The sequence below is a fragment of the Arthrobacter sp. TS-15 genome (assembly GCF_006964045.1).
Lineage (GTDB): Bacteria > Actinomycetota > Actinomycetes > Actinomycetales > Micrococcaceae > Arthrobacter.
The window spans coordinates 66113-91561 of record NZ_SDXQ01000006.1 but is presented as its reverse complement, the minus strand read 5'-3'; the positions used below and the strand labels follow the sequence as shown (position 1 = coordinate 91561).

Here is a 25449-nt window from a genome sequence, read left to right as displayed (position 1 = left end):
GAGAAGGCAAAAGGCCCCTGCACACGTCCTGGCGGACGCTCGCAGGGGCCTTTTGGCATAGCTTCTTCTAGCCGAAGTACTTCGGCAGGGTGCCTTCGTGTGCTTCGCGGAGAGCGTCCAAGGAGAGCTCGTCCACGCCGTTGATCTCCAGCTTTCCACCGGCAGCGTCAACAACGCCGATCCGGAGGTGGGCGAAGCCACGGGCCGTGCACATGTCCTTGAAACGGACTTCCTCGGAACGCGGTACGGACACGACGGCCCGGGCCTGCGTTTCGGAGAAGAGTGCTGTGAACAGGTCCACGCCGTCGCGCTCCATGAGCTCTTCAAGGGCGATGCGGGCGCCCACGCCGTAGCGCAGCGAGGACTCCACCAAAGCAGCCGCGAGGCCACCTTCGGAGAGATCGTGTGCTGCGTCAACCATGCCGTCGCGGGAAGCGTTGATCAGGATCTCGCCCAAGGCGCGCTCTGCTGCGAGGTCCACCTTCGGCGGCAAGCCACCGAGGTGTCCGCGGAGGTTGGACCATTCCGAACCATCCAGCTCTGCTGCGGTGGTGCCCAGCAGGTAGATGGCCTGGCCGTCCTCGCGCCAGCCCGACGGCGTGCGGCGGGCGACGTCGTCGAGCTTGCCCAGAACTGCCACCACAGGGGAGGGGTGGATCGGCGTGGTGCCGGTCTGGTTGTAGAGCGAGACGTTGCCGCCGGTCACGGGGATGCCGAGTTCCATGCAGGCGTCGGAGAGACCACGGATGGCTTCGGCCAGCTGCCACATGACATCCGGATCCTCGGGGGAGCCGAAGTTCAGGCAGTCGCTGACGGCCATCGGAACAGCACCGGAGGTGGCAACGTTGCGGTAGGCCTCGGCCAGCGCCAGCTGCGCACCCTGGTAGGGCTCAAGGTAGGTGTAGCGGCCGTTGGCGTCGGTGGCCAAGGCAACGCCCAGGCCGGTTTCCTCGTCAACGCGGACCACGCCGGCATCGTCCGGGAACGCCATGGCAGTGTTGCCGCCAACGTAGCGGTCGTACTGCTTGGTGATCCAGGCCTTGCTGCACATGTTAGGCGATGCCACCAGTTCGGTGACGGCTGCAGCCAGCTCGGTGGGCGCCGACGGACGGCCTGCGTCCTCAACGGAACCGGTGAAGGCGTTGGCCTGCACCGAGTCCTGCCACTCCGGGCGGGCGAACGGACGGTCGTAGACCGGGCCGTCGTGCGCAACGGTGCGGGGATCGACGTCGACGATTACTTCGCCTTCCCAGGTGATGATGAGGCGACCGGTATCGGTAACTTCACCCAACCAGGAGTACTCCACGGCCCACTTGTCCATCACGGCTTCGAACGCTGCGATGTTCTCCGGGGTGACCACGGCCATCATGCGTTCCTGCGACTCGGACATAAGGATCTCGCCCGGGGTCAGTGTGGGGTCGCGGAGCAGGACCGAAGTCAGCTCCACTTCCATGCCGCCATCACCGTTGGACGCGAGCTCGGACGTGGCGCAGGAAATTCCTGCAGCGCCGAGGTCCTGGATGCCTTCAACCAGCGAGCCCTTGAAGAGCTCCAGGCAGCACTCAATGAGGACCTTCTCAGCGAAGGGGTCGCCCACCTGGACGGCCGGACGCTTGGAGGGCTTGGTGTCATCGAAGGACTCCGAGGCCAGCACCGAAGCGCCGCCGATTCCGTCGCCGCCGGTGCGCGCGCCGAACAGGACAACCTTGTTGCCCTTGCCGGATGCGTTGGCCAGGCGGATGTCCTCGTGGCGCATGACGCCTACGGCGAGTGCGTTCACCAGCGGGTTGCCCTGGTATACGGAGTCGAACACCATTTCGCCGCCGATGTTCGGCAGGCCCAGGCAGTTGCCGTAGCCGCCGATGCCGGCAACAGCACCGTGCATGACGCGGGCGGTGTCCGGGTGGTCGATCGCGCCGAAACGCAGCGGGTCCATCACGGCAACCGGGCGTGCGCCCATGGAGATGATGTCGCGGACGATGCCGCCGATGCCGGTAGCGGCACCCTGGTAAGGCTCAACGAACGACGGCGAGTTGTGGGACTCGATCTTGAACGTCACGGCCCAGCCGTCGCCCAAGTTGGTGACGCCGGCGTTCTCGCCGATGCCAACCAGCATGTCCTTCTTCATTTCCTCGGTGACCTTCTCGCCGAACTGGCGGAGGTGGTTCTTGGAGGACTTGTAGGAGCAGTGCTCGCTCCACATGACGGAGTACATGGCCAGCTCGGCACCGGTGGGGCGGCGGCCGAGAACCTTGACGATCTCGTCGAATTCGTTCTGCTTCAAGCCCAACTCGGCCCACGGGAGTTCCGTGTCCGGGGTCTTGGCAGCGTGCTCAACGGTGTCGATGTTGAACTTCTTGGTGGTTTCCGTGGTCACTTGTCGCCTCCCACAATCTTGGTCAGTACGGAGGTGAAGAAGCCCAGGCCGTCGGTGTCGCGGGGAGCCCCATCAAGGGACTCCGGGCCGAATCCGGTCTCCACAGCGTGCTCGGGGTGCGGCATGAGGCCCACCACGTTGCCCGCGGCGTTGGAGATGCCCGCGATATCGCGGCGGGAGCCGTTCGGGTTGAAGCCCACGTAGCGGAACACCACGCGGCCCTCAGCCTCAAGGGCATCCAGTGTCTTTTCGTCGGCGATGTACTGGCCGTCCTGGTTCTTCAACGGCACAATGATTTCCTGGCCGTCGGTGTAGTCCACGGTCCACGCAGTGTTGGCGTTTTCCACGCGCAACGTCTGGTCGCGGCAAATGAACTTCAGGTGGTCGTTCTTGATCATGGAGCCGGGCAGCAGGTGCGACTCGGTCAGGATCTGGAAACCATTGCAAATACCCAAAACCGGGAGCTTTGCGTCCGAGTTCGCGGCATCGATGATCTTGGACATCAACGGAGCGAAGCGCGAGATGGCACCGGCGCGGAGGTAGTCGCCGTAGGAGAAACCGCCGGGGATGATGACAGCGTCAATATCGCCCAGTTCGGTGTCTGCATGCCAGAGCGAAACGGCGGTGCCGCCTGCAAGACGCACTGCACGGGCGGCGTCGCGGTCGTCCAAGGTGCCGGGGAAGGTGACGACGCCGATCTTGGCGCCGGCCAAGCGGGGTTCTGCGGCGACGGCCACAGCCTCGCCAATCAGGGGGATCGACGTCATATCAGGCCTCGACGACCTCGACGTTGACAACATCCTCGATCACCGGGTTGGACAGGAGGGTCTCGGCAGCTTCGCGGGCCTGGGCCAGGATAGCGTCGGTCACCTCGCCGTCGACGGTCAGTTCGAAGCGCTTGCCCTGACGGACTGCGCTGAAGCTGTTGAAGCCGAGGCGGGGCAGAGCACCCACGATGGCTTTCCCCTGGGGGTCCAGAATCTCGGGCTTGGGCATGACGTCAACGACGATCCGGGGCATCCGGTAACTCCTGTGCGTGAGTTGGGTGAACCTTAAATAAGGCTGCCGCGGAGGTGCCGTCTCACGCCGTTCAGCCGCATTCAAACAGCGTCTTGAACACAGGGTTAAACACGGTGGTGAACTGCAATGTTTGAACGGCATGGGGGGCGCTCCGCGAGCTTGCACACCTATTCTACCGGGAGCGGCGCACATACCCTATTCAGCCGGATTGCGCGAGGACACCCCGCCGCGGCGGAGGAAATTGGACCAGATGAGGGCCCGACGGCGGCACTTTCGCCGGGTGGTTCGCGTCACTAGGATTGCGGCATGGCTGAGAAACCGAAATCGATGGTGCTGGGCGTTGTGGCCGCAGCCGTTTTTGCTGGTTTGGGCCGGATGGTCATTCAGAAGATCAGGGCGGATCGGGTGGCGAGAGACAATCGCGTGACGGCGCCTCTGGACGCCGAAACACGTGCCAAAATCAGTGATGCCCTGCGAACTCCCCGATAATCCTCCGGGCATTAGCGCACATACAAATGCGCTATTCGAAGAGGTTAAAGGGCGTGATTCGGGCGTAGCTTGGGTAATACACGCGGGGTTTAGCCTCAGTATTATTCAGGATCCAACCAGGAGGAACAATGACCGAACACATTGCCGAAGTATCCGCCTGTAGCGTTGGCAGCTGCGGATTCAACCATGACGGCTGCACAGCCTTTGGCATCACCATTGGTGGCAGCCAGGATCACGCTTCCTGCGCAACGTTCATTGACACCAATGCCATGGGCGGCCTTCCCAAGGTCCTCGCCCACGTTGGTGCCTGCCAGCGCTCCGAGTGCGTCCACAACAACAACCTCATGTGCGAGGCACATGACGTCAAGGTGGGTCCCGGCCGCGAAGCTGCAGACTGCCTGACGTACGAGCACTCCTGATCTCTACCACCTACCAAAAGGGTCCCCGCCTCGGTTAAGGCGGGGACCCTTTTTGTGGTTCGTTATTTCTTCTTGGCCGACGTGGACTTGGCTTCCTTGGGGCTGTCCGCGTCCTTCATTTCCTGTTCTGCCGTGGCTTGGATCAGGGCCATCAATTCCGGATCAAGGCCGGGCGCAAATTCTTCCTTGCGTTCCGGTGAGACCGTCATGGGGAACCCGTCGGGCATGACGTCGGTGCTCAACTCGGTTCCGTCGTTTGACGGAGAAGCTCCCCGGTAGAGTTTGCCTGCTTCGCTGAGATTGTCAGCGCTGAAGGTGTACTGGATGCTCTGCAGTCCCTTGTCCAGGAGCTTCTTCACCTCCGGGAACTGCTCGGCGTTGGTCTTGGGTATGGGCAGCAGCTTGCCCCAGTTCACACCCAGACTCTCCAATGCCTTGGCATACGCATTCTCGTGCGCCTGGTCCCGGACAATCAGGTACGCGATGGTGGAACGCGCGGTCTTGTTGTCCGTCATTTCGTAGATGCGGCACTTTTGCAGCCTGCCCGTTGACTCCAACATCAGGTTGTAGAGCAGGTCCAGCACCAGGTTGCCGCTGTTGTAGACGTACGAGCCGCTCCACGGGTTACCGGCGGCATCCACAGGCAGGGCACCTTGAGCGCCCACCAAGTAGTGGTGGATGTTGCTGGTGTCCAGTGCGATCTTCAAGGGAGTAGATCCCCCTGCGCCCGGCTGGTCCACGGGATCGGACTTCTTGCCCTGATAGCGGGGTGAGCCGTCAAGGAGCTGGGAAATGGTGGTTCCGATGAGCTCCACGTGGCTGATCTCTTCAGTGCCGATGCCCTGCAGTAGATCCTTGTACGGCTTCGACGCCGCGTCACCCCGGAAATTCATGCTCTGGAACAGGTATTGCATCATGGTGCGCATTTCGCCGAACTGGCCGCCCAGACCTTCCTGGAGGGCATTGGCGGCTGCGGGATCCGGCTCGTCGGCGGCGATTTCATTGATGAGAAGCTGGGTGTGCAGGTACATACGTTTCCTCACGTTGTCTCATGCTCTGTGTGGGATGGAAACCCTCTGCTGGCCACCCCGGACTTACATACCATAAGCATGCTTACTATTCGGGGGCAATGAAATCCTGTGAGGAATTGGATCCCGTGAGGAAAAGGGGTGGGATCTAGCCGGCCACTTGGTTGGTGAACGGCTTGCCTTCCTTGAGTGCGGTGACGTTCTCTGTGACCAGGCGAGCCGAGCCTTTGGGTCGGTTGCCCGCAACGTGCGGCGTGATGATCAGGTTGGGGGCGGCCCATAGCTTCGAGTCGGCCGGCAGGGGTTCAACCTTGGTCACGTCCAGTGCCGCTACGCGCAGGCGGCCCTCGGTAAGAGCTGCGAGAAGAGCTTCTTCGTCAACGGTGGCACCGCGCCCAACGTTCACAAAGACTGCCGTGGACGGCAGGGCGGCGAGGATCCCTTTGTTCAGGGAGTCGGCGGTTTCCGGGGTGGCGGGCAGTATGGAGATCAGGACATCGGTTGTAGCGAGGACATCCTGCAGTTCTTCGGTTGAGACCACGGGGAAGCCGTAGCGATCACCCTTTGAGTTGGCCACGCCGGTGACCTTCGCGCCCAAAGCCGCCAGCAGGGGAGCGAGCCGCCCTGCAATGGAACCGAAACCCCAGATGGTGACCTTGGCGCCGTCGAGCGTGTAGAGCTGTTCCGTTGCCGGGTCCGACTGCGCTGCGTTGTAAGGCTGGTTCCAGCTGGCAGCCTTCTGGGACTCCTGCAGGACATCCATGCGGCGCACGGCTGCCAAAACCAGTGCCAGTGCGTGTTCGGCCACGGGGCCGTCGTGGAGCGAGCGGCCGGAGGTAATGGCCACGCCGTCCGCAAAGCCGGCGCAGAGTACGGAGTCGGGACCGGCCGCGAGCGTCTGCACCAACCTGAGGTGGGGCATCGAGCGGGCGGCGTCGGACAGATTGTCCGAAGTGTTCCGCCAGACAACCAGGACCTCGGCGTCCCGGTGTTCTGCGGGGATCGGCTGGTCCACCTGATAGACGAAGACCTGGTCCTCGAGGGCGGAGAGGTCCAGCTCGATGGTGTCCGGGACGAGAATTTTCACGGCAACTCCAGTGCTCAAGGGTGGGTGGTTTCGAGTTTGAGGCTACCGCTTTGCCCGTCCGCCAAGCGCGCTCCAACTTCATCTCTGGCAATGTGACGCTGAACACCTTAGGGTATGAGGACGTCCCTAGGTTATAGGACGTTCGACGTAGCACGTAGCACCCACTCGAAAGGACCCCTCGATTTGAGATCTTCATCCTTTGCGCGAACAGCAGCCGCCGGCGCCCTCAGCGCCGCCCTCCTGGCCGGGCTCGCTCTTCCGGCCACAGCCGCCCCGATTCCGCCCAACAACCCCGCAGCAGCCCCGGGCACGTTCACCGAGGCCAACATCGGCGCGGATCGTACCGCAGCCAACTTCTTCTACCGGATTCCCGCCCTGACCTACCTGGGCAACAACGTGGTCCTTGCTGCTTGGGACGGACGTCCGGGTTCAGCGGCGGACGCTCCCAACCCCAACTCGATCGTCCAGCGTCGCAGCACCGATGGTGGCCAGACGTGGGGTCCGGTCACTGTCATAGCGGCCGGACATGTTGGTGATGCCAGCGGGCCGAAATATGGTTACAGCGACCCCTCCTATATCTATGACGCTGAAGCGGGCAAGGTATTCGCCTTCTTTGTCTACTCCAAAGACCAAGGCTTCGGCGGAAGCCAATTCGGCAACAATGACGCCGATAGGACCGTGATCTCCTCCGCCGTCATCGAGTCCTCGGACGCCGGCGTCACGTGGAGCCAGCCACGGCTTATCACCAACGTCACCAAGCCGGGCACCAGCAAGACGAACCCTGTCGCCGGCGACATCAGGTCCAACTTCGCCTCCTCCGGGGAAGGTATCCAACTCAAATATGGCCAGTACAAAGGGCGCCTGATTCAGCAATACGCCGGCGATGTCCGCCAAGCAGATGGCACCAACAAGATCCAGGCCTACTCCGTCTACTCCGATGACCACGGCGCCACCTGGCACAAGGGCGCCAACGTCGGGGACCGCATGGACGAGAACAAGACCGTGGAACTCTCCGACGGCCGCGTTCTCCTGAACTCCCGGGACAACGCCAACCAGGGCTACCGTAAAGTGGCCATCTCCACGGACGGCGGCGCTACGTACGGTCCGGTCACCCAGGACACCGAGCTCCCGGATCCCGCCAACAACGGTGCCATCGCACGTATGTTCCCCAACGCGGCGCAGGGCTCAGCTGATGCAAAGAAGCTCATCTTTACCAACGCCAACTCCAAAACCGGCCGCGAAAACGTCTCGGCCCGCGTCTCCTGCGACGACGGCGCCACCTGGCCCGGCGTCCGCACCATCCGTTCCGGCTTCTCCGCGTACTCCACGGTGACCCGCTTGGAAGAAGGCAAGTTTGGGGTCCTCTACGAAGGCAACTACACGGACAACATGCCCTTCGCCAAGTTCGACGATGCTTGGCTGAACTACGTCTGCGCCCCTCTGTCTGTCCCGGCTGTCACCACTGCGCCCGGTGCTACGCAGCAGGTGCCCGTGACCGTCACCAACCAGGAAGCCAGCACCCTGTCCGGCGCAACGGCCACCGTCTACACACCCGGCGGCTGGTCGGCCACCACGGTGCCGGTTCCCGACATCGCCCCCGGTGCCTCGGTGACCGTCAACGTTGCCCTGACGGCACCGGCCAACGCCAGCGGACCGCAAAACGTGAATGCGGCGTTCACCACCGCGAATGGCAGGGTTTCGCAGTTCACCTTCACCGCCACCGTGCCGGTTGCCCCGCAGGTGGGCCTGAGCATCACGGGAACGGCACCTGCCCGGGATATGGTCGCCAACCCGTACCAAGTGGGCGATGTTCTCAATTACTCGCTCAACGTCAAGAGCACTGCCAACGTCACGGCAAACGCGGTGCCGGTTTCCGGGACCTTCGACTCCGGGTTCCTGCCGCCGTCGGCCCCTAACTGCCGGTACAACAACCTGGCCGCAGGTGCCAGCTACAACTGCACCACCGCCAAGCACGTGATCACCGCGGCCGACATCGAGCGCGGTTACTTCGTGCCCGAGGCGAGCTTCAGCATCACAGCCAGCACGACGCCGTCGCTCACCAAAACGGTGCCGTTTACCGGCGCTGCGGTCGCCTTGCGCGACGGACTGCTGACAGCCGATGTCAGCGGGGCGCGTGCCGACGTCGGACGTGACCTTGCAACCCAGCCCTACGCGGCAGGTGACCAGGTCCCGTACACCTTCACGGTGAAGAACACGAGCCCGCTGGTGGAGAAGGTGGTCCCCACCGCCGGCAACTTCAGCCCGTTCCTGCCGGAAGGGCCGGGCAACTGCCGCTACAGCGTGCTGCCGGCCGGCCAGAGCTACCAGTGCGCCACCCCGCGCCACACCGTCACTGCCGAAGAAGCTGAGCAGGGGTTCTTCATTCCAAAGACCACCTGGGAAGTCAGCTCGGCGGGGCAGACCACCAAGATCATCACCGTGAATGGTGACCCGGTAGAGCTGAGGACCAAGCCGGACACGGAACCGGCCATCGCGCGCCAGGAACTCGGCACGCCGGCGTTCGACCTGGGCACGGCAGAGAAATACCGGACGGGCCAGGAAGTGGTCTTGAACGGCCTTGACCATGGTCAGTGGTACTACCTGTACCTGAACAAAACGGGCTACCGCCTTGGCTGGAACTTTCCGGGGGCGGATAACACGGTGAAGTTCACGCTTCCCGCCGACGTGAAGAACGGCCGGGATGACGTGGTGGTCCTGGATCAGAACGGCGTCCAGGTCTCCTTTGACCGGATGCAGGTGACACCGAAGGGCTAGCTCATTGGCTCGGAAGTAAGCGGCGGACCGCAGTACTCTGCAGCGGTCCGCCGTTTGTCATTCCCTGACGAATCACCCTCGCTGTGACAAGACAAAAATCTTGAAATGTGCTGTATGTCATATTCGGCTCTCACTAGGTACTCTGTGACTCGGCTGGTTGCGCTGCTTTGACAAGAACTGTCAAAGGTTCAACCAACTTAAAGTTGACAGGCCTGGGCGATGGAGCCCGGTCCTCCCTCAGTGAAAGGTGCAACCACTCGTGAAATCACAAGGAAAGAGCTTCGTCAGAAGCGGGGGACTCCGGAAGGCTGCGGCGCTCGCCGTCGGCCTGCCGTTGCTGCTCTCGTCCATGGCGATGCCCGCCCAGGCCGCTCCCGCGCCGGAGGCGCCCGGGAATGGTGCAGGCGTGGCCAAGAAGAACCTTGACCCCAGCGCCTACAAGGACGGCCGCTACATGGTGGTGCTGGCCGAGAAACCTGCAGCGACTTACGACGGCGGCACGGCAGGCCTCGCGCCCACCAAGCCGGAGGAAGGCAAGAAGCTCGACGCAGACAGCGCCGAGGTGAAGGAATACCAGCAGCACCTCCAGCAAAAGCAGCAGGAAGTCGCCCAGCAGGAAAACGTCACCATCAAGCGTGACTTCACTACCGCCGTCAACGGCTTCAGTGCCAACCTCACGGCGGACCAGGCCATCAACCTTGCCAAGGACCCCAAGGTCCTCATGGTTGCACCGGACACGCAGTACGCTCCGGACTACTCCACCACCGACTTCCTCAAGCTCAGCGGCCCCAACGGGACCTGGGCTACCCAATACGGCGGCCAGGACAACGCCGGCAAGGGCACCGTGGTTGGCGTGATCGATACCGGGTACACCCCCTCCAACCCGTTCTTCGCCGGGGAGCCCGTTGGTCCGCTGGTGGGGAACCCCCAGGTAGGGGTTCCGTACCGCACCGCTGACGGCAAGATCGCCATGCTTAAGGCCGACGGCGATACTTTCGTGGGCGAATGCCAGCCCGGTACCGATACCGGCGCGGATTACGATGGCAGCGCCTGCAACTCCAAGGTCCTCAGCACCCACTACTTCGCGGACGCCTTCCTGGAAACAGTCCCACCGGAAAACCGCGCTTCCGAGGAAGTCATCTCTCCTGTGGACGTGGACAGCCACGGCACCCACACGGCAAGCACGGCAGCGGGCAACGCCAACGTTGACGCCGTAGTGGATGGCCGCAGCTTCGGAACCACCAGCGGGATCGCACCCGCCGCCAAACTCGCCGTCTACAAGGTCTGCTGGGAAGACACCGATCCCGCCGCCGGTGGTTGCTACGGCTCCGCTTCAGTTGACGCGATCGAGCAGGCCATCCTGGACGGCGTGGACGTGCTGAACTACTCCATTTCGGGTTCAACCACCACCACCACGGATCCGGTTTCCTTGGCGTTCCTCTCAGCAGCTTCCGCAGGGATCTTCGTGGCAACCTCGGCCGGTAACTCCGGTCCGACTGCCAGCACCGTGAACCACGGAGCGCCGTGGCTGACCACGGTAGCCGCCACCTCCTTCTCGCAGGAGCTCCAGGGCACTGTTGAGTTCTCCGATGGCAGCAAGTTCCGCGGAGCGTCCATCATGAACCGCGAGGTGACCGGGGCCGGCGTCGTGCTGTCCACCAGCGCTGCAAGCGGCCAAGGAAATGCGGCCCTGTGTGCTCCGGGCTCACTGGACCCGGCCAAGGTAGCCGGCAAGGTTGTTGTCTGCGACCGTGGTGTTGTTGACCGAACGGCCAAGAGCGCCGAGGTCCTGCGCGGCGGTGGCGTGGGCATGATCCTGGTGAACCTCACGGAATCCTCGCTGGACACTGACAAGCACGTCATCCCCACCGTCCACGTGAACCCGCCTGCAACGCAGACCATCAAGGACAAGGTCACGGCCAACCCGGGCGTCACCGTGTCCCTGCTGAACCGCGACACCACGGGACTGCCTGCTGAAGCGCAGCCGCAGATCGCCGGATTCTCCTCCCGCGGACCGCTGCTTGCTACGGATTCTGACCTGTTGAAGCCTGACGTGTCCGCTCCCGGCGTCGCTATCCTCGCGGGCGTCTCGCCGATCGGAACCGGTGGAGACAACTTCGGCTTCCTGTCCGGAACGTCCATGGCTTCACCCCACGTAGCCGGTTTCGGCGCACTGATCCTGGGCAAGAACCCGCAGTGGTCCCCGGCCACGGTGAAGTCCGCCATGATGACCACCGCAGGTCCGGTCAAGCTGGCCAACGGTGCCGTCAACAAGGACGTCTTCGCCACCGGCGCGGGTCAGGTTGATCCGGCCAAGGTCCTTTCACCGGGCCTCGTGTACGACGCCACCACCGAGGACTATCTCAAGTTCATCCAAGGCACGGGCATGGACCTGGGCATGGAGGGGCTCGGCACCACAGCTGCCCGCGACATGAACGTACCTTCCTTCGCCCTGGGCAACCTGGCCGGGAAGATCGAAGTCACGCGTACCCTCACGGCGCTGACGGCGGGAACCTACCGGGCAACAGCCAACGTCCCGGGTGTCAACGTCAAGGTCACACCGTCCGTACTGACGTTCGGTGCTCCCGGTGAGAAGAAGACGTTCAAGGTTCAGTTCGAAAACAAGAACGCCGAGCTGGGCAAGTTCGCCATGGGTTCGCTGAACTGGCAGGGTGCCAACAAGACCGTCACCTCGCCGATCGCCGTCCGGCCGCAATCCGTCATTGCGGACAAGGCGCTCGCCTTCACCGGAACGGGCCCCAATGGCTCGGCAACCATCAACATCACCTCCGGCACCAACCTGCCGGTGGGTGTGACCATTGATGGCTTGTCCAAGGCGGATTCCTCGGCAGTCGAGCTGGTTCCTGGTCCGTTTGCCGGCGAAACCAACGCGTCCAACTACGTGAAGAAGGTGACCGTTGGCGCCAACAGCGCGCTGGCCAAGTTCTCGGTTATCTCCTCCAACGAGGCCGCGGACTTCGACATGCTGGTGGTGACGCCTTCCGGTCAGCAACTGCCTGCCGCCACGGCCTCTGCCAGCGAAACCCTGTCCGTCCCCAACCCGGCAGCTGGCGACTACTACGTCTACGCCAACCTGTACGCGAGCCCCAACAACCAGCCCACCAAGGCCACTGTTGACGCTGCAGTCCTGGGCGCAAACCAGGGCAACGCCACCGTGACGCCGAATCCGATCCGCCTCGCCAACGGCAAGACCGGTCAGATCTCGCTGAACTGGAAGAACCTGGAGCCCGGCTCCTACATTGGCCGCCTGACCTTCGCAGGAACCAGCGAGCCAAGCTTCGTCACCGTCCTGGTCAACCCGGGCGGAGCCGTTGTGGTCCCGGACGAGGAAGATCCCAAGAAGGACAAGAAAGACAAGAAGCCCCGCGGCAAGATCCGCGCTGACGAGCCGACGCAGAGCAACAACGCCGGCTAGTTTCCGCTTGATCCAATAACGGCAGTGGCCGGTGNNCACCGGCCACTGCCGTTATTACTGGGCTTAGCTTGCCCCCGTAGAACCACCGGTGTTCCCCAACAGCGACGCCATCGTCTTCCAACGTGCGATCTCGCAGCCATCGGTCCTGCTGAACTGGCTGTGGACCTTCCGGCCACGGAACCAGCCCGTCACAACCGCTACCTGCGGCCCACCGTACTGCTGGGTGCAGATTCGGTCCGGGCGGGGCTCGGGGAAGAAGATTTCCTCGCCGAACTGCTCCACGGCGGCCAGCGCTGCCGTGGCGTCGGGCAGGTTTGAATCAACGGAATCGGCGTTCGCGGACAGCACACCGTTCATCGAACGCAGGCGGAACTCCCGCGGCTCAGCATCAGGTGCCTCTGTCAGCGTGACCGTCAGGTCGATGTCGTACTCGCTCTTGGCTGTGTCGCTGTTGCCTGTGTGGCTGTTCTCTTCGGAAACCATGGTTACCTTTCGCTGGTGGCGGCGGGTGCTCAGGCAGCCAAGCCGCTCAGCTCGTCCAAGAGAGGCCCTACTGCCTGGAGCACACGGGCCCGCAGCTCCTGGGATTCGGCCGCGAAAGCCCGCTGGTATTCAACGTACTCGGACTTGCCCTGCGGTGTCTCAATCCTGATGGGTGGGTAGCCCCATTCTTCAAGATCGTAGGGTGAGGCCTGCATATCCATCGCCCGGATCCGCCACGACAACTCGAAAGCGTCCATCACCAGCTCGCTGGGCAGGGCAGGCGTCAACTTGTACGCCCATTTATAGAGGTCCATGTTGGCGTGCAGGCAACCTGGCTGTTCCATGGTGCGCTGGTTCTCCCGGGTGGGCGTGAGCTCATTCAACGCGGTGGCGTCCGGTGTGTAGAAGCGGAAAGCGTCAAAGTGCGAGCAACGGATGCGGTTCTCTTCAACAACGGAGTCAGTGCCCTCGCCGCCGAGCCTCAGCTTCAGGTATTCGTGCCGTAGCTCGAACTTTTCCTGCCGGTACACCATGGCCCACTCATGCAGCCCAAAGCACCCGAATTGTGCCGGTCGCTTGGCCGTTCCCGAGAGGATGATTCCCGCGAAGCGGACAGCTTCGGCGCGGTCGGCCAGGAAGCCGCCGCGGTCAAAGGTGACCGCCGGCGTGCCTGGAGCCAGCCCCACTGAGGCGAGTTCGCCGTCGTCGAGCGTTCGGTAGAACTTCCAGGTCACACGGTCAAGGGCGCGTTCGCCGCTAAGGACCACGCCGTGTCCGGGGTGCCAGCGCTGCAACTGCCCCGGCTTCTGCGTGTAGTAAGTGAAGAGGAAATCCTCCACGGGGTGCTTCTTGCCGGCCGAACGCCTGGCCAGATACGGATCGGCGTACTGCGCGACGCGAGCATGGTGGGCTGCCTCCAGCCCGAGCCATTGCTCTTGGGGGAGGTGCCGCAGCCTAGAGGCCGCCATCTGATCCGAGGACGCTCTTCGCGGCGTCCCACAGGGCGATCTGGCAGCCGTCCGTGCGTTTGAAGGACGCGTTGACTTCCTTGCCGTCCACTGAGCCGGTCACCTTGGCCGTTGCCGGTCCGCCGTACTGCATGGTGCAGGCTTGGTCCGTCCGGGTGGGGGCCGGGCTCAGGATGGAGGGGCCGCTCTTGAGGGTGCTGCAGGCCTCGGCTCCTGATGGGTGGCTGCTTTCGGCCGCCGGTGCGCCATCCTTACAGACGAGCGTAAATGTTTGGGGAGCGGACTCCGGGGTTTCGACGAGCGTGATGGACAGCTCGGCGTTGCCCGCGCCGGCGGCTGCTGACGCGCTGGGAGTTGCGGTCTTGCCGGGACTGCTGCTGGAGGGGGCCGACGACGACGGTGCCTGGCTTGCGCTGCCTGTGGAACCTGGTGTCGGGGTGCCTGAGCATGCGGCGAGGCCGGCGACGGCCAGTACTGCCAACAGGGGCCGAACAAATCGCATGCGCATGGAATCTCCTAGGTTGCGTCCATTTTACGTGGCACTAGTGGTGCCTGTTTCCGTGTTCGCTTCAAGAAGACCACCGGGGGAGCGTGCTTGGCTAGTGGCCGCGCGGGTTTGTTAAAGCGAGTTATGCCGTTGGGTGGCGGCGATCAAACCCGTCATGGCCTGGTGGAGCTCAGCCACTTCTTCGCGGCTGAGCTGCAGGCGTTGGCGGATCTCGCCCGGAACAGCTGTTGCCTGTTCGCGGAGGGCAGCACCTTTCTCCGTCAGCTTGACCGCCAATGCCCGTTCGTTGCCCGGAACGCGCTCGCGGGTGATGAGCTCGGCTTCCTCCAGGCGGCGAAGCAGTGGGGAGAGGGTGGCGGGGTCGTGGAGGAGGCTCTCGCTGATGTCCTTCAGCGTTCGGGGGCTCCGCTCCCAGAGGGCAAGCATTACCAAGTACTGGGGATGGGTGAGCCCGAGCCGTTCCAGCACAGGCTTGTACACGCCCACAACACTTCGCGAGGCCACGGTCAGGGCAAAACACAGCTGGCGTTCGAGGAGGAGGTCGTCGGTCTCCTGAGTGGGCTCTTTTGTGGTTGTCATGGCTGCCTCCTGTGCTCGCTGCCAGGTCTATTAGCGCACACTCATCAATTAGTTAGTGCACTAATGATTAGCGTACTATGTACTTATTGAACCGCCTAAAAGAGGAGTCGATCCGCGTGGCCCAGGAATCCTTTACACGGAAATTCATGCGCGCGACAGGGAAGTTCCGGGTAATTTTCGGCCCCGCACACAGCAGCTCCCTCGACCATGAGATGACCGAGGACAACCGGAAGTTGCTCGCCCAGCGCCAAGCCGAGACACAGCAGTGGGAAACCCTCCGCCGTCCCGATGGCAGCACCTACGTGGTACCCCGCAATCCGGAAGACAAGTCCCTGCGGTAACGCCCGCGACGAGGATTTTGGGCGTAAAATTGCCTCACTGAACGGCACGCACCAGCCCTGCCGCTTTTTCGCTCTCCGGTAAGAAAGGAGGTGGAAAACATGGGACGCAGAATGGAAGGCTTCGTCCACGTGACCGAGCGGCTGCAGTCCGTTTTTGGACCGGCAACCCACGGCGATACGGACAGTCCTGTGCTGCACAAGCATGATGATTTCGAGACCGCTTCCGAGGCGGATCTGAAGAACTTCGACATCGAGACCGACTCTGAGGGCCATCACTATGCGGTCCGGAACAATGATCCCGGTCCAACCACCACTGACTACAGCCTGTAGGGGGACAGTGGAAGCACCCCATGAACTGCGGAAGGACCGGAGCGCTTGCTCCGGTCCTTCCGCAATTTAATCCCGACGGCGGCACTCCCTGACGTTCTAGGTCCGCCGGGGTGGTGGGTCGTCTTAGCCTTCGCAGTCAGTGCAGTAGGCGACGCCATCTTTTTCGCGGGCAATCTGCGAACGGTGGCGGACCAGGAAGCAGGAGTGACAAGTGAACTCGTCATTTGCCTGCGGGATGACCTGGATGACCAGTTCTTCGGCGACGATTTCGCCACCGGGGCCGCTGGCGTCGAGGCCATCGGTTTCGTCCAGTTCAAGCACGACACTCTTGGCCGTGGGAGCGCTGGCGGACTGGAGAGCCTGGAGGGACTGCTCCTGGTTCTCTTTTACATCGGTACGGAGTTCGTCGTAATCGGCTGCCACTTTTTAATGCCTCTTCGTGTTAGGGGGTTACCGGGTATGCAACGTACAGCATGCCACGAAAATTCCATACCATACCCCAGTTATGCGGCTTGTGGCGAAAACCACGTGGGTGACGGGCAGAAAAACCCGCCACCAAGCGTGATTTCGCCCATCTGTTACCGGAGTTCGATGTCCAATGATTGGAATTGGTCCGCCGCGTGGCGACCAACCAACAACCGGAACGTACCCCGCTCAAACTGCCAGCCGGCGTCGTAATGTGCAAACGCCTTGGCCGGGATGCTTATTTCCACACTCTCGGTTCCGTTAGCTGCCAGGTGGGTTCCGGCGTAACCGGCAAGCCAGCGCACAGGCCTCTCCACGCCGGATTCGGGGCGTTCCAGGTAAACCTGGACTACTTCCCGCCCGGTGCGGGTGCCGGTGTTCTTGACGGGGACGTGCACTACGACGTCCTTACCGGCGGCCACCGCCTGGGGTGCGTGGGCTTTGCCGAGCTCGAACGTCGTGTAGCCAAGGCCATAACCGAACGGGAGTGCCGGAGCGGCCCCGCCTTCGGCTTCCTGCTTCAACCATGCCCGGTAACCGATGTGGATGCCCTCGGAATAGACCACCTTTCCCGCAACTGGCGTGGTGTTCAGGACAGGGACATCTTCCAATGCGGCAGGCCAGGTGGTGGGCAGGCGTCCACCCGGCTCTTGGGCACCCAGGAGGATGTCCGCGATTGCGTTGCCGAATTCCTGCCCTCCAAACCAGCCCAGCAGGACCGCGTCCACCTTGTCCAGCCAGGGCATCAGTACCGGGGAGCCCGAGTTGACCACCACAACAGTGCGCGGGTTGGCTGCGGCAACGGCGTCGACCAATTGGTTTTGGTAACCCGGAAGGTTCAGGTCTTTGCGGTCGAAGCCTTCGGATTCGATGGCGGCGTTGGTGCCCACCACCACCACGGCGACGTCGGACGTGCGGGCCGCTTCAGCGGCGGCGTCGATTTCCGCCTGCGGGTCCGTGACGATGGTTTCCTCGCCCAGCAGGATGGCAGTGAACGGGATGATCTGTTCGGCTGGCAGTTGGTACTCGGCTTCGATGCGGACCGTCTGGCCCGCCGTGGTTTCGATCGCGTGAACGGTTTTGGGCGGATCGAACAGCGCCGCACCCAGGACTTCGGTATCGTCCTCAAGCTCGCTGTTGAAGACTTCCGTGCCGTCCAGGACAAAGCGGATCTGGCCCACTGTGCCGACGCCAAGGTGGTGGACACCTGCTGTTTCTGCTGTCCAGTCCGCTTCCATGCGGATGGAGGCCGCGCCGTCGGGAATTCCGATGCCGAACCAGATCAAGTGCGAAGCCAAACGGTCTTCGCCGGAAATCTCCGAGCCGTCTTCCGCCAGGAAGGTCACGCGGATTCCGGGGACGCCGGAGACGGGATTGTGCAGGGAGGCGCGGGGGAATGGCTGGATGCCCTCGGCAACCTTGGCGCCGCGCGCGTAGGCGACCGTGACGTCGTCGGGCAGTGCCTTCCGCAGCCCCTCCAACGGCGAGACGGTGTACTTGGGCATCACCGTGGCGCTGCCGCCGCCCTGGGTGCGGGCTTCGTCAGCGTTGTGGCCGATCACGGCCACGCTGCTTAGCATTTTGGCATCCAGAGGCAGGAGCCCCTTATTGCGGACCAGCACGGCGCCGCGGACGGCTACTTCACGGGCGACGGCGGCACCGTCAAGTTGTGTGGGGAGCTGGGTGACTGCGGGCGCGAATCCCTCGAGTGAACCGACACGTGCCGCCAGGCGCAGGATGCGGGTGACCTTCTCCAGGATGGCGTCACGGCTCACGCGGCCATCATTGACGGCGGCCAGCAGCATGGGTCCCCAGTGGCCTACCGGTCCCGGCATTTCCAGGTCCTGGTGGGCGTTGGCTGCGTCGATCGAGCGGACGCCGGTCCAGTCGGACACCACCACGCCGTCGAAGTCCCATTCGGTGGACAGTGGCGTTTCCAGCAGCTTGTTCTCGCTGGCGGTGGTGCCGTTGATGGAGTTGTACGAACTCATCACCAACCAGGCGCGGGCCTCGGTGATCGCGTCCTCGAAGGCGGCCAGGTACAGCTCGCGGAGCGGGCGCTCGTCCACTATGGAGTCTGCGGTGAAGCGCTCGGTCTCAGCCTCGTTGGCGAGGTAGTGCTTGGGGGTGGCGCCCACACCCATGGACTGGACGCCGGCAACGTAGCCGGCAGCCATGGTGGCGGTGAGCCGGGGGTCCTCGCTCATGCATTCGAAATGGCGGCCGCCCAGCGGGGAGCGGTGCAGGTTGATGGTGGGGCCCAGGACGGCGTGGACGCCTTTGCGGCGGGCCTCCTGGCCCAGGACCTGGCCGAAGCGGTGGGCGGTTTCCACGCTCCAGGTGGCGGACAAGGCGGACGACGACGGCAAGGAGACTGAGTCGTGGCGCTCATCGAAGTCTTCGCCGCGGACGCCTGCCGGGCCGTCAGACATCACAATGCGGGACAGGCCGATCTCCGGGATGGCGTGGGTGGACCAGACGTCCGCTCCGGTCAGCAATTGGACCTGCTGCTCAAGGGACAGACTCGTGGCGAGTTCACGGATCTTCGCTTCGGCGTCCGGGGATCCGGCCTGCGGTGCCGTGACGGCAGCTGCGAGTGTGGGATTCATTTACTTGACTCCTTTGATACGTGTGACGAGGAGAGCGCCGATGATGCCGACAACAGCACCACCGAGGAACAATGCGGGGTAGCCACCCAGTGCGATGACGGGGAACGCGATGGCGGGCACCAGGGATTGGGGGAGGGCCTGGGCGATGTTGAAGACGCCGAAGGTCTTGGCGTTCTCCGACTGGTCCTTGGGTAGCAGGTCCGTAATGAGGGCGACGTCGACGGCACTGAAGACACCCAGACCCAGGCCGAGGATTCCTTGGCCCAGCAAGACCTGGCCGGTGTCGGTGCTGGTGGCAATAACGATCAGGCCGCCCATCATGATCAGGGCAGATGTGATCACCATGCTCTTTCGCTTGCCGATCCGGTCACTGATCCAGCCACCGGCGAGGCTGGTGATGACGGTGCCTGCAGAGCTCACCAGGGTTGCTTGGAACACCAGGCTGGTGACTTGGGTTTCGGCGACGTGAAGGTGGTCCGTGAAGAAGTAAGGAAGGTAGAGCAGTCCGGCGCAGTAGCCCACATAGACCAGGAACTTGGTGACCCAAGCCCACCCAAGACCGGGGTGATCTTTGGGGTTGAAGTAGAACGAGCCCAGGATTTCCTTGAAATTTAGCGGAGCCGGTTTCTCGGTGAGGACGCGGTCCTTGAAGGTGAAGGCGAAGGCAATGGCTATTGCCGTGCCAACGATCCCCGGCACTACGGCCATCTGGAAGGCGTTATCGAACATTTGCGCGAAGAACGCCGCAGATACCAGGCCGATGGGAAGTGTCATGCCGATCAGGCCGGAAAGGCGTCCACGCTCCGTCGGGCCCGCTTGGTCGGGAAGAATTGCTACAAGAGCGGCCAGGGCTGCGTTGAAGCCCAGCTGTGCTACAACCCAGGCTACGAGGACGGCGCCGACTTCCGTGGCCGAACCCAGCATGAAGAGTGCTGCAAGGCCGATGAGGGAGCCGCCCACAATCCACGGCTTGCGCATCCCGAAACGGGACGTGGTTCGGTCGCTGAGACGGCCAAAGAACGGATTGGCGAGCAGGGCGACAGCTGCTCCAACGCCGGCCACGAGGCTGAGCGCCCCGGCGCGGGTATCCGGGGTGGTGATCTCTGAAACCTTGATGGCGAGGACCACCAGCGCCGGGGCCAGGACGGCCATCCATAGGCCGGCGCTGGCGATCGGCATGCCGATGACGTAAGCACGGGATGCTGCCTTGGGCGGAATGGTTCCATTTCCCGGGATGGTGGTTTCCGGGGTTGCCGCCTGCTGATTGAGATTGAGGGCCACATTGCCTCCTGATGAACGGGTGACCCACCGTTGGGTCTTGAGTGAAGACTCTAGCGACAAAAATCTAGTGTGACTAGGTTTTGGTGGAAATATGTCGAGTGACACTGGACTTTGGAGTCTGAAATAGACTGTCCCAATGCCAACTTCGAGGGCCCGCGGCCAATACGCCAAGGGAGCGGAACGCCGCGAACAGATCATCCAGACCGCCACCGACGTCTTCGCCACCGAAGGATTTGAGGGAACAGCCCTCAAACGCGTCGCCGAGCTGGTGGGCGTTAAGGAAGCAACGCTGTTCCACTACTTCAAAGGGAAGCAGGAACTTCTCACTGCGGTCCTGGCCGAACGGGATCGTCGCTCCCTGGCCCTTGGCGGCGAATCCGAGGTGGGGCTGGCCCTTATGCCGGGCATCGCCGAGCGGAACGAGCGGGAGCCGGGGCTGACTACCCTCTACGCGGTTGCCTCGGCAACTGCCAATGACCCAGGGCACGACTCCCACGCGTACTTCAAGGACCGCTACGAGACCGTGATTCGGGGCATTGCTGCCGACATCGAACGGCGCCAGTCGTCCGGCGAGGTACGCACCGACGTCGGCGCTGAAGCTCTTGCGCGGCTGGTGGTGGCTGCCTTCGACGGCCTGCAGTTGCAGTGGCTTTACGACAAATCAGTGGACATGGCCGAAGGACTGCGGCAGCTCACCGACGTGTTGCTGGCCCCGTCGCACCCAACTGGGTAGCAGATAAGGCCGTTCTNNAGAACGGCCTTATCTGCTACTTACTTGGGGGCGATGCCCGTGGTGATGCTAGCGGCCGGTGCCGCCGTAGACGGTAGCCTCAGCGTCGCCGTCGAGCTCGAACGCATTGTGGATGGCGCGCACGGCATCATCCAAGGCGTCAGCGCTGGTAACCACGGAGATACGGATTTCCGAGGTGGAGATCATGTCAATGTTGATGCCGGCGTCAGAGAGGGCCTTGAAGAACGTGGCCGAAACGCCGGGGTGTGAGCGCATGCCTGCACCAATGAGGGAGAGCTTGCCAACGTGCTCGTTGTACTCGATGCTCTCGAAGCCGATCTGGCCCTCGGCGGCGCGCAGGGCGGCCAGGGCGTCAGCACCTTCAACAATGGGAAGAGTGAACGAGATGTCCGTGCGGCCGGTGCCGTGGGTGGAGACGTTCTGGACGATCATGTCGATGTTCGAGTGCGCATCTGCGATCACCTGGAAGATTGCAGCTGCCTTGCCGGGGATGTCCGGTACGCCCACCACAGTGACCTTGGCTTCGGACCGGTCGTGTGCAACGCCGGAGATGATTGGCTGCTCCAAGGCAACTCCCTCTTGAATAGTGAACTTTTCGTCGGCGCCGGGGATGACCCAGGTGCCTTCGTTCTGGCTGAATGACGAGCGGACGTGCAGGGGCACACCGAAACGGCGGGCGTACTCCACGCAACGCAGGTGCAGGATCTTGGCACCGGAAGCGGCCAACTCCAGCATTTCCTCGCTGGAGATACGTTCGATCTTCTGGGCGCTGCTGACGACGCGGGGGTCGGCGGTGTAAATGCCGTCCACATCCGTGTATATTTCGCAGACGTCAGCTTCGAGAGCCGCAGCCAAGGCAACAGCGGTAGTGTCCGAGCCACCGCGGCCCAAGGTGGTGATCTCGTTGGTGATGCGGCTCATGCCCTGGAAACCTGCCACGATCGCAATGTGACCCTTGTCCAGGGCGGTGCGGATGCGGTGAGGATCGACGTCGATAATTCGCGCCTTGCCGTGGATGCCGTCGGTAATCATGCCGGCCTGGGAGCCCGTGAAGGACTGCGCGGAGGCACCGAACTTGTTGATGGCCATGGCGAGCAAGGCCATGGAAATTCGCTCACCGGCGGACAACAGCATGTCCATTTCACGGGCTGGAGCCGAGTCGGTGACCTGGCTTGCAAGGTCCAGGAGTTCATCAGTGGTGTCGCCCATTGCGGAAACAACAACCACAACCTCGTTGCCGGCCTTCTGCGCGTCCACGACGCGCTGAGCGACCCGCTTGATGCCATCAGCATCGGCAACCGAGGAACCGCCGAACTTTTGAACGATCAGCTGCTTGGTAATGGCAGCCTCGTTGGAGAGCTCGTCGATCTTCACTTCGGTAGTGGGCATAGTCATGCGCGCACCCTCACTGCATCAATAGGGTTCGAACGCGGCCTGCCAAATCCAAATTTGAGCACGCCTGCGTAGCTTATTTGCCCAGTTTATCGCCGTGTGCAGGGCTGGTAGGAATTGTGACCACATAGCGGCCACCCCATCCCTCTACCATCCGGCCGTGCCCGGACCGCCCTTGAACGGGCCCACAATCTGCCGGGTGATCCAGCCGCCATAAAAGCCGCCTTCCTGGAACGTCACCTGCTCACCGTCCACCGTGCAGGCTTCCATGTTTTCCGGATACAGGGCCACCCGTGTGCTCAGGGCCTCGAAGCCCCGGGTCGGGTGTGGGTACGTCCAACCGCCGCGCTCAACAACCGTCCCGCCGGCAGCGATAGTGAAATAGCTCGCCTGCCCCTTGAATTCGCAGAATGTGGTGCCCCCAACAGGAATAAGAACACCTTCCGGGAAGGCATCCAACGGCACGTAATAGACAGGAGGATGGCTGGTTTCCAACACCCTCACAGCATCGGTGGTGTCTACGATCACCTGACCTCCCAGCCGCACCACAACCCGCTCGGCACGCGGCTCAACCCGGGGCGGGCGCGGATAGTCCCACACCGATTCCTGACCGGGGGCCGGCTTGATGGGACGGGGGCGCCGGAAGACGCCGGAAACACTGCGACTGGAGACCATGTCCCATAGTGGCACGCTTGGCTGGGATCTCCCCGTGAAGTTTTGGGCGTATCCGTGGCAGCGTGCCCGGCGTACCATCCATTCATGAGGAGTGCGAGAGGCAATGGCCGGCGTTCCTGACCGCCCACGCGGTCCGGGTCCAACCCATGAACCCGAATACGAAGTGATCGGCGGCGTGATCGACGATCAGCCCTCCGGCTTTGATCGCACCAGTCCAAGGACTGGGTCTCCGGGCAGACCCGCCCCGCAGTTCGGGACAGACTTGGCCGTTGCATGGCACAGCGCCCGGACATCTTTTACCTCGTGGAGGTTCTGGGTGGCCTGCGCCTTGGGGATTGCGGCCGCTTGGGGATCAGCTGCCGCTGTGATTGCGGTAGGGGAAGCCAATGGGTGGTTCGACGTCAGGGTTCCAGGCGCCATCTACCTGATCACGGCGGTGTTCCTGGCACTTGCCGCCGCCGTGTTGGGCGCGATGTGGGGCTTCCGTCATTCCCATGGGCGCGTACCCGTTCTTCTGCTGTCAGGGGCCATGCGAGGGATGGCGTTGGCTGCGCTGGCCGGTGGCGTCTTGCTCACGGTGGGCAGCAGCGTTGGTGGGCCGACCGCGCTGACCGGTGCCGCCGTCGTGGTGATTGTCCTCGAAGTAGCCGTGTTCGGGCTGATCGGTGCAGGTGCACGGACGTGCTTTGCCACGGCGGCGCCGGGTGCGGCGTTGGCCGCCGTGGTGGTGGCATTCCTGTGCTTAGGCAACGTTGTTGTCACGGCCCTGCTGCTTCCTGGCACCACCGGAATGGACCAGGCGTCAGTACCGGTGAATGTGGAGCGGGACGGTGCGGGGCGGGTCATTGCCTACGAATGTGTGGGCGAGCTTCAACCGGTTGAGGTTGCCCACACGGACCGGGTCGTGTGGCTTGCCACAGCCAACCCGGCCCTCCTTCTGGGGAGCATCGGCGCCGACATGGTGCCCCCGGATAACGCGCTGGGCTGGGTGATGTCCGGACTGCAGTGGGCTTCCGACGGGCCATCCCGTGAAGTGCCGTGCCTCCGCGGAGAATCAAGCACCAACCGTGCGCCGTCCATGCCAGTGGCGCTGACAGGCTTGGTGCTGCAGGCACTCACGGCCGCGTTGGTGCTGGTTCCGGGACGCTGGCTGGCTGCGAGGAGGCTGCGAACTAGTCCGGGTTCCAGCTAACCCCGTCGCACGTACTCGGAAACCACCACGCCCGAGCCGAACGCCGTCGTCGAAACCTCATCGAAGGCGCTGGGCTGATAGGCGCCGGGCGCAAACAGTGGGATGCCGTTGCCAAAGAGGAGCGGGTTGCGCTTGAGCACCAGCCTGTCGATCTCCCCGGAAAGCCGGGTGGCCAACGTGCCACCGCCGCACAGCCAGATGGAGTTGCCCGGCCCGGATTTCAACCGGCGCACCACTTCCACCGGGTCCTCGGACGTCAACGTCAGGTTCGGGTGCTCGCCAGGAATGTCTGCCTCAGTCCGAGTCCGCGAGAAAACCACCTGCTGCAGATGCTGATACGGGCTTGTCATGCCCACCGGCAGGCCCACCGCGTAGGTATTCCAGCCCATCACCACGGTGTCGAACATGGTCCCGGTGCGTTCGATGCCAAAGGCGTCGGCAATCGCAGTGGGAATGGCATCTGAGAACCGCGCATTCAAGGCGGCCATGTGGTCGCCCTCCACCGGAAACGCGTCAAACTCGCCTCCAGGGCCGGCAATATAGCCATCCAGGCTCACAGCAACGTAGTACACAAGTTCTCGCACGGGACCCCAATCACGGTTGATGTTGTGACTGCGAGACTACAACAGCGCGTTGCGCCTGCCCTCGAACGCCCTGCCGAGCGTGACTTCGTCCGCGTACTCCAGGTCCCCGCCTACGGGAAGGCCGGAGGCCAGCCGAGTCACGGTGATGCCTATCGACTTGAGCATGCGGGCAAGGTAAGTGGCTGTAGCTTCGCCCTCAAGGTTGGGGTCCGTGGCGATGATGATTTCCTGGATGGCGCCGTCGTTGAGGCGCGTGAGGAGTTCACGGATGCGCAACTGCTCCGGACCGACGCCTGCGATGGGATTAATGGCCCCGCCCAGCACGTGATAACGGCCGCGGAAGGACCGCGTGCGTTCAACGGCCAGGACGTCCTTGGACTCTTCCACGACGCAGATGACCGACGGATCACGACGCTGGTCGCGGCAGATATTGCACGTTTCCTGCTCGGTCACGTTAAAACACACAGTGCAGAACTTCACCCGTTCCTTGACCGTGGTGATGGCCGTGACCAGGCGCTTCATATCCTCAGGATCGGCCTCAAGAATGTGGAACGCCAGGCGCTGCGCCGATTTGGGGCCCACACCGGGAAGCCGGCCGAGCTCATCAATCAGCTCTTGAACTGCACCTTCGTACACAATGTCCTCGTTAGGTTGAAATCA

The 25449-nt window shown here is 63.0% G+C and carries 24 protein-coding genes; 8 read left to right on the top strand and 16 right to left on the bottom strand.

Features of this window, described 5'->3' with window-relative positions; genetic code table 11:
• Positions 1-67 precede the first annotated feature (67 nt).
• Genes purL through purS form a run of 3 tightly spaced genes read right to left on the bottom strand, consistent with a single transcriptional unit; the run spans position 68 to position 3397 of the window.
• Positions 68-2377, bottom strand: a complete 2310-nt coding sequence (purL, locus tag EU811_RS01625; RefSeq protein WP_142936777.1) for a phosphoribosylformylglycinamidine synthase subunit PurL — start codon at positions 2375-2377, stop codon at positions 68-70.
• Positions 2374-3144: a phosphoribosylformylglycinamidine synthase subunit PurQ gene (purQ, locus tag EU811_RS01620; protein WP_142936776.1), complete on the bottom strand. Its 771-nt coding sequence runs from the start codon at positions 3142-3144 to the stop codon at positions 2374-2376. Before purQ ends, purL begins: the two co-directional genes overlap by 4 nt.
• A gap of 1 nt (position 3145) precedes the next feature.
• Positions 3146-3397, bottom strand: a complete 252-nt coding sequence (purS, locus tag EU811_RS01615; RefSeq protein WP_011773385.1) for a phosphoribosylformylglycinamidine synthase subunit PurS — start codon at positions 3395-3397, stop codon at positions 3146-3148.
• A gap of 306 nt (positions 3398-3703) precedes the next feature.
• Between purS and EU811_RS01610 the strand changes: the two genes are divergently transcribed.
• The gene (locus EU811_RS01610; RefSeq protein ID WP_142936775.1) at positions 3704-3886 is read left to right on the top strand and encodes a hypothetical protein; all 183 of its coding nucleotides are present in this window, start codon (positions 3704-3706) and stop codon (positions 3884-3886) included.
• A 128-nt stretch (positions 3887-4014) separates the two neighbouring features.
• Positions 4015-4305 carry a DUF1540 domain-containing protein gene (locus tag EU811_RS01605; RefSeq protein WP_142936774.1) on the top strand — a complete coding sequence of 97 codons (291 nt, stop codon included), beginning with the start codon at positions 4015-4017 and terminating at the stop codon, positions 4303-4305.
• Between the two features lie 62 nt (positions 4306-4367).
• On the opposite strand, the gene EU811_RS01600 is transcribed toward EU811_RS01605, so the two are convergent.
• Together EU811_RS01600 and EU811_RS01595 are read right to left on the bottom strand one after the other, a co-directional pair.
• Complete coding sequence (locus tag EU811_RS01600) at positions 4368-5336, bottom strand: manganese catalase family protein (protein WP_142936773.1); 969 nt, start codon at positions 5334-5336, stop codon at positions 4368-4370.
• 145 nt (positions 5337-5481) lie between these two features.
• Positions 5482-6420, bottom strand: a complete 939-nt coding sequence (locus EU811_RS01595) for an NAD(P)-dependent oxidoreductase (protein ID WP_142936772.1) — start codon at positions 6418-6420, stop codon at positions 5482-5484.
• Positions 6421-6534: 114 nt separating this feature from the next.
• Here EU811_RS01595 and EU811_RS01590 point away from each other — a divergent pair, with 114 nt between their 5' ends.
• Together EU811_RS01590 and EU811_RS01585 are read left to right on the top strand one after the other, a co-directional pair.
• A complete protein-coding gene (locus EU811_RS01590; RefSeq protein WP_238703257.1) occupies positions 6535-9195 on the top strand; it encodes an exo-alpha-sialidase in 2661 nt (886 codons plus the stop codon).
• A gap of 259 nt (positions 9196-9454) precedes the next feature.
• Positions 9455-12631: a S8 family serine peptidase gene (locus EU811_RS01585; protein ID WP_446698032.1), complete on the top strand. Its 3177-nt coding sequence runs from the start codon at positions 9455-9457 to the stop codon at positions 12629-12631.
• A 63-nt stretch (positions 12632-12694) separates the two neighbouring features.
• On the opposite strand, the gene EU811_RS01580 is transcribed toward EU811_RS01585, so the two are convergent.
• The 4 genes from EU811_RS01580 to EU811_RS01565 form a co-directional block, all read right to left on the bottom strand.
• Entirely contained in the window at positions 12695-13114 is a 420-nt protein-coding gene (locus tag EU811_RS01580) for a serine protease inhibitor (protein WP_142936770.1), read from the bottom strand.
• Positions 13115-13143: 29 nt separating this feature from the next.
• Positions 13144-14082, bottom strand: coding sequence for a 3-methyladenine DNA glycosylase (locus EU811_RS01575; protein WP_142936769.1), 939 nt, complete (start codon positions 14080-14082; stop codon positions 13144-13146).
• The gene (locus EU811_RS01570) at positions 14069-14590 is read right to left on the bottom strand and encodes an SSI family serine proteinase inhibitor (protein ID WP_142936768.1); all 522 of its coding nucleotides are present in this window, start codon (positions 14588-14590) and stop codon (positions 14069-14071) included. The genes EU811_RS01575 and EU811_RS01570 overlap by 14 nt, the downstream gene beginning before the upstream one ends.
• Positions 14591-14701: 111 nt before the next feature.
• The gene (locus tag EU811_RS01565) at positions 14702-15169 is read right to left on the bottom strand and encodes a MarR family winged helix-turn-helix transcriptional regulator (protein WP_142936767.1); all 468 of its coding nucleotides are present in this window, start codon (positions 15167-15169) and stop codon (positions 14702-14704) included.
• A 77-nt stretch (positions 15170-15246) separates the two neighbouring features.
• Between EU811_RS01565 and EU811_RS01560 the strand changes: the two genes are divergently transcribed.
• Positions 15247-15510: a hypothetical protein gene (locus EU811_RS01560; protein WP_208096388.1), complete on the top strand. Its 264-nt coding sequence runs from the start codon at positions 15247-15249 to the stop codon at positions 15508-15510.
• Between the two features lie 99 nt (positions 15511-15609).
• Positions 15610-15840, top strand: coding sequence for a hypothetical protein (locus tag EU811_RS01555; RefSeq protein ID WP_165450136.1), 231 nt, complete (start codon positions 15610-15612; stop codon positions 15838-15840).
• 123 nt (positions 15841-15963) lie between these two features.
• Here EU811_RS01555 and EU811_RS01550 read toward each other — a convergent pair whose 3' ends face one another.
• The 3 genes from EU811_RS01550 to EU811_RS01540 all read right to left on the bottom strand — a co-directional run bounded on the left by EU811_RS01550 (position 15964) and on the right by EU811_RS01540 (position 20195).
• Positions 15964-16263: a DUF4193 domain-containing protein gene (locus EU811_RS01550; protein ID WP_142936764.1), complete on the bottom strand. Its 300-nt coding sequence runs from the start codon at positions 16261-16263 to the stop codon at positions 15964-15966.
• Positions 16264-16418: 155 nt separating this feature from the next.
• Positions 16419-18914 (bottom strand): beta-glucosidase family protein, encoded by a 2496-nt coding sequence (locus tag EU811_RS01545; RefSeq protein ID WP_142936763.1) that lies wholly within the window; start codon positions 18912-18914, stop codon positions 16419-16421.
• Positions 18915-20195, bottom strand: a complete 1281-nt coding sequence (locus EU811_RS01540) for an MFS transporter (RefSeq protein WP_238703256.1) — start codon at positions 20193-20195, stop codon at positions 18915-18917.
• A gap of 136 nt (positions 20196-20331) precedes the next feature.
• Here EU811_RS01540 and EU811_RS01535 point away from each other — a divergent pair, with 136 nt between their 5' ends.
• Complete coding sequence (locus EU811_RS01535; protein WP_142936761.1) at positions 20332-20928, top strand: TetR/AcrR family transcriptional regulator; 597 nt, start codon at positions 20332-20334, stop codon at positions 20926-20928.
• Positions 20929-20994: 66 nt separating this feature from the next.
• Here EU811_RS01535 and EU811_RS01530 read toward each other — a convergent pair whose 3' ends face one another.
• Together EU811_RS01530 and EU811_RS01525 are read right to left on the bottom strand one after the other, a co-directional pair.
• Positions 20995-22341: an aspartate kinase gene (locus EU811_RS01530; protein WP_142936760.1), complete on the bottom strand. Its 1347-nt coding sequence runs from the start codon at positions 22339-22341 to the stop codon at positions 20995-20997.
• Between the two features lie 144 nt (positions 22342-22485).
• Positions 22486-23013 carry a DUF427 domain-containing protein gene (locus EU811_RS01525; RefSeq protein WP_187697058.1) on the bottom strand — a complete coding sequence of 176 codons (528 nt, stop codon included), beginning with the start codon at positions 23011-23013 and terminating at the stop codon, positions 22486-22488.
• A 103-nt stretch (positions 23014-23116) separates the two neighbouring features.
• Here EU811_RS01525 and EU811_RS01520 point away from each other — a divergent pair, with 103 nt between their 5' ends.
• Positions 23117-24205: a hypothetical protein gene (locus EU811_RS01520; protein ID WP_142936758.1), complete on the top strand. Its 1089-nt coding sequence runs from the start codon at positions 23117-23119 to the stop codon at positions 24203-24205.
• On the opposite strand, the gene EU811_RS01515 is transcribed toward EU811_RS01520, so the two are convergent.
• Both EU811_RS01515 and recR read right to left on the bottom strand, forming a co-directional pair.
• Positions 24202-24789 carry a dihydrofolate reductase family protein gene (locus EU811_RS01515; RefSeq protein WP_142936757.1) on the bottom strand — a complete coding sequence of 196 codons (588 nt, stop codon included), beginning with the start codon at positions 24787-24789 and terminating at the stop codon, positions 24202-24204. The two genes, EU811_RS01520 and EU811_RS01515, sit on opposite strands and share 4 nt — an antisense overlap.
• A 36-nt stretch (positions 24790-24825) precedes the next feature.
• Positions 24826-25425 (bottom strand): recombination mediator RecR, encoded by a 600-nt coding sequence (recR, locus tag EU811_RS01510; RefSeq protein ID WP_142936756.1) that lies wholly within the window; start codon positions 25423-25425, stop codon positions 24826-24828.
• Positions 25426-25449 lie beyond the last annotated feature (24 nt).

Excerpts from the sequence above, each read along its gene's own strand:
- EU811_RS01545 (WP_142936763.1), bottom strand. The coding sequence starts at position 18,914 with ATGAATCCCACACTCGCAGCTGCCGTCACGGCACCGCAGGCCGGATCC.
- EU811_RS01565 (WP_142936767.1), bottom strand. The coding sequence starts at position 15,169 with ATGACAACCACAAAAGAGCCCACTCAGGAGACCGACGACCTCCTCCTC.
- EU811_RS01605 (WP_142936774.1), top strand. The coding sequence starts at position 4,015 with ATGACCGAACACATTGCCGAAGTATCCGCCTGTAGCGTTGGCAGCTGC.
- EU811_RS01580 (WP_142936770.1), bottom strand. The coding sequence starts at position 13,114 with ATGGTTTCCGAAGAGAACAGCCACACAGGCAACAGCGACACAGCCAAG.
- EU811_RS01600 (WP_142936773.1), bottom strand. The coding sequence starts at position 5,336 with ATGTACCTGCACACCCAGCTTCTCATCAATGAAATCGCCGCCGACGAG.
- EU811_RS01590 (WP_238703257.1), top strand. The coding sequence starts at position 6,535 with ATGAGGACGTCCCTAGGTTATAGGACGTTCGACGTAGCACGTAGCACC.
- EU811_RS01570 (WP_142936768.1), bottom strand. The coding sequence starts at position 14,590 with ATGCGCATGCGATTTGTTCGGCCCCTGTTGGCAGTACTGGCCGTCGCC.
- purS (WP_011773385.1), bottom strand. The coding sequence starts at position 3,397 with ATGCCCCGGATCGTCGTTGACGTCATGCCCAAGCCCGAGATTCTGGAC.
- EU811_RS01530 (WP_142936760.1), bottom strand. The coding sequence starts at position 22,341 with ATGACTATGCCCACTACCGAAGTGAAGATCGACGAGCTCTCCAACGAG.
- EU811_RS01610 (WP_142936775.1), top strand. The coding sequence starts at position 3,704 with ATGGCTGAGAAACCGAAATCGATGGTGCTGGGCGTTGTGGCCGCAGCC.
- purQ (WP_142936776.1), bottom strand. The coding sequence starts at position 3,144 with ATGACGTCGATCCCCCTGATTGGCGAGGCTGTGGCCGTCGCCGCAGAA.
- EU811_RS01560 (WP_208096388.1), top strand. The coding sequence starts at position 15,247 with ATGTACTTATTGAACCGCCTAAAAGAGGAGTCGATCCGCGTGGCCCAG.
- EU811_RS01575 (WP_142936769.1), bottom strand. The coding sequence starts at position 14,082 with ATGGCGGCCTCTAGGCTGCGGCACCTCCCCCAAGAGCAATGGCTCGGG.
- EU811_RS01525 (WP_187697058.1), bottom strand. The coding sequence starts at position 23,013 with ATGGTCTCCAGTCGCAGTGTTTCCGGCGTCTTCCGGCGCCCCCGTCCC.
- EU811_RS01535 (WP_142936761.1), top strand. The coding sequence starts at position 20,332 with ATGCCAACTTCGAGGGCCCGCGGCCAATACGCCAAGGGAGCGGAACGC.
- EU811_RS01520 (WP_142936758.1), top strand. The coding sequence starts at position 23,117 with ATGGCCGGCGTTCCTGACCGCCCACGCGGTCCGGGTCCAACCCATGAA.
- EU811_RS01555 (WP_165450136.1), top strand. The coding sequence starts at position 15,610 with ATGGGACGCAGAATGGAAGGCTTCGTCCACGTGACCGAGCGGCTGCAG.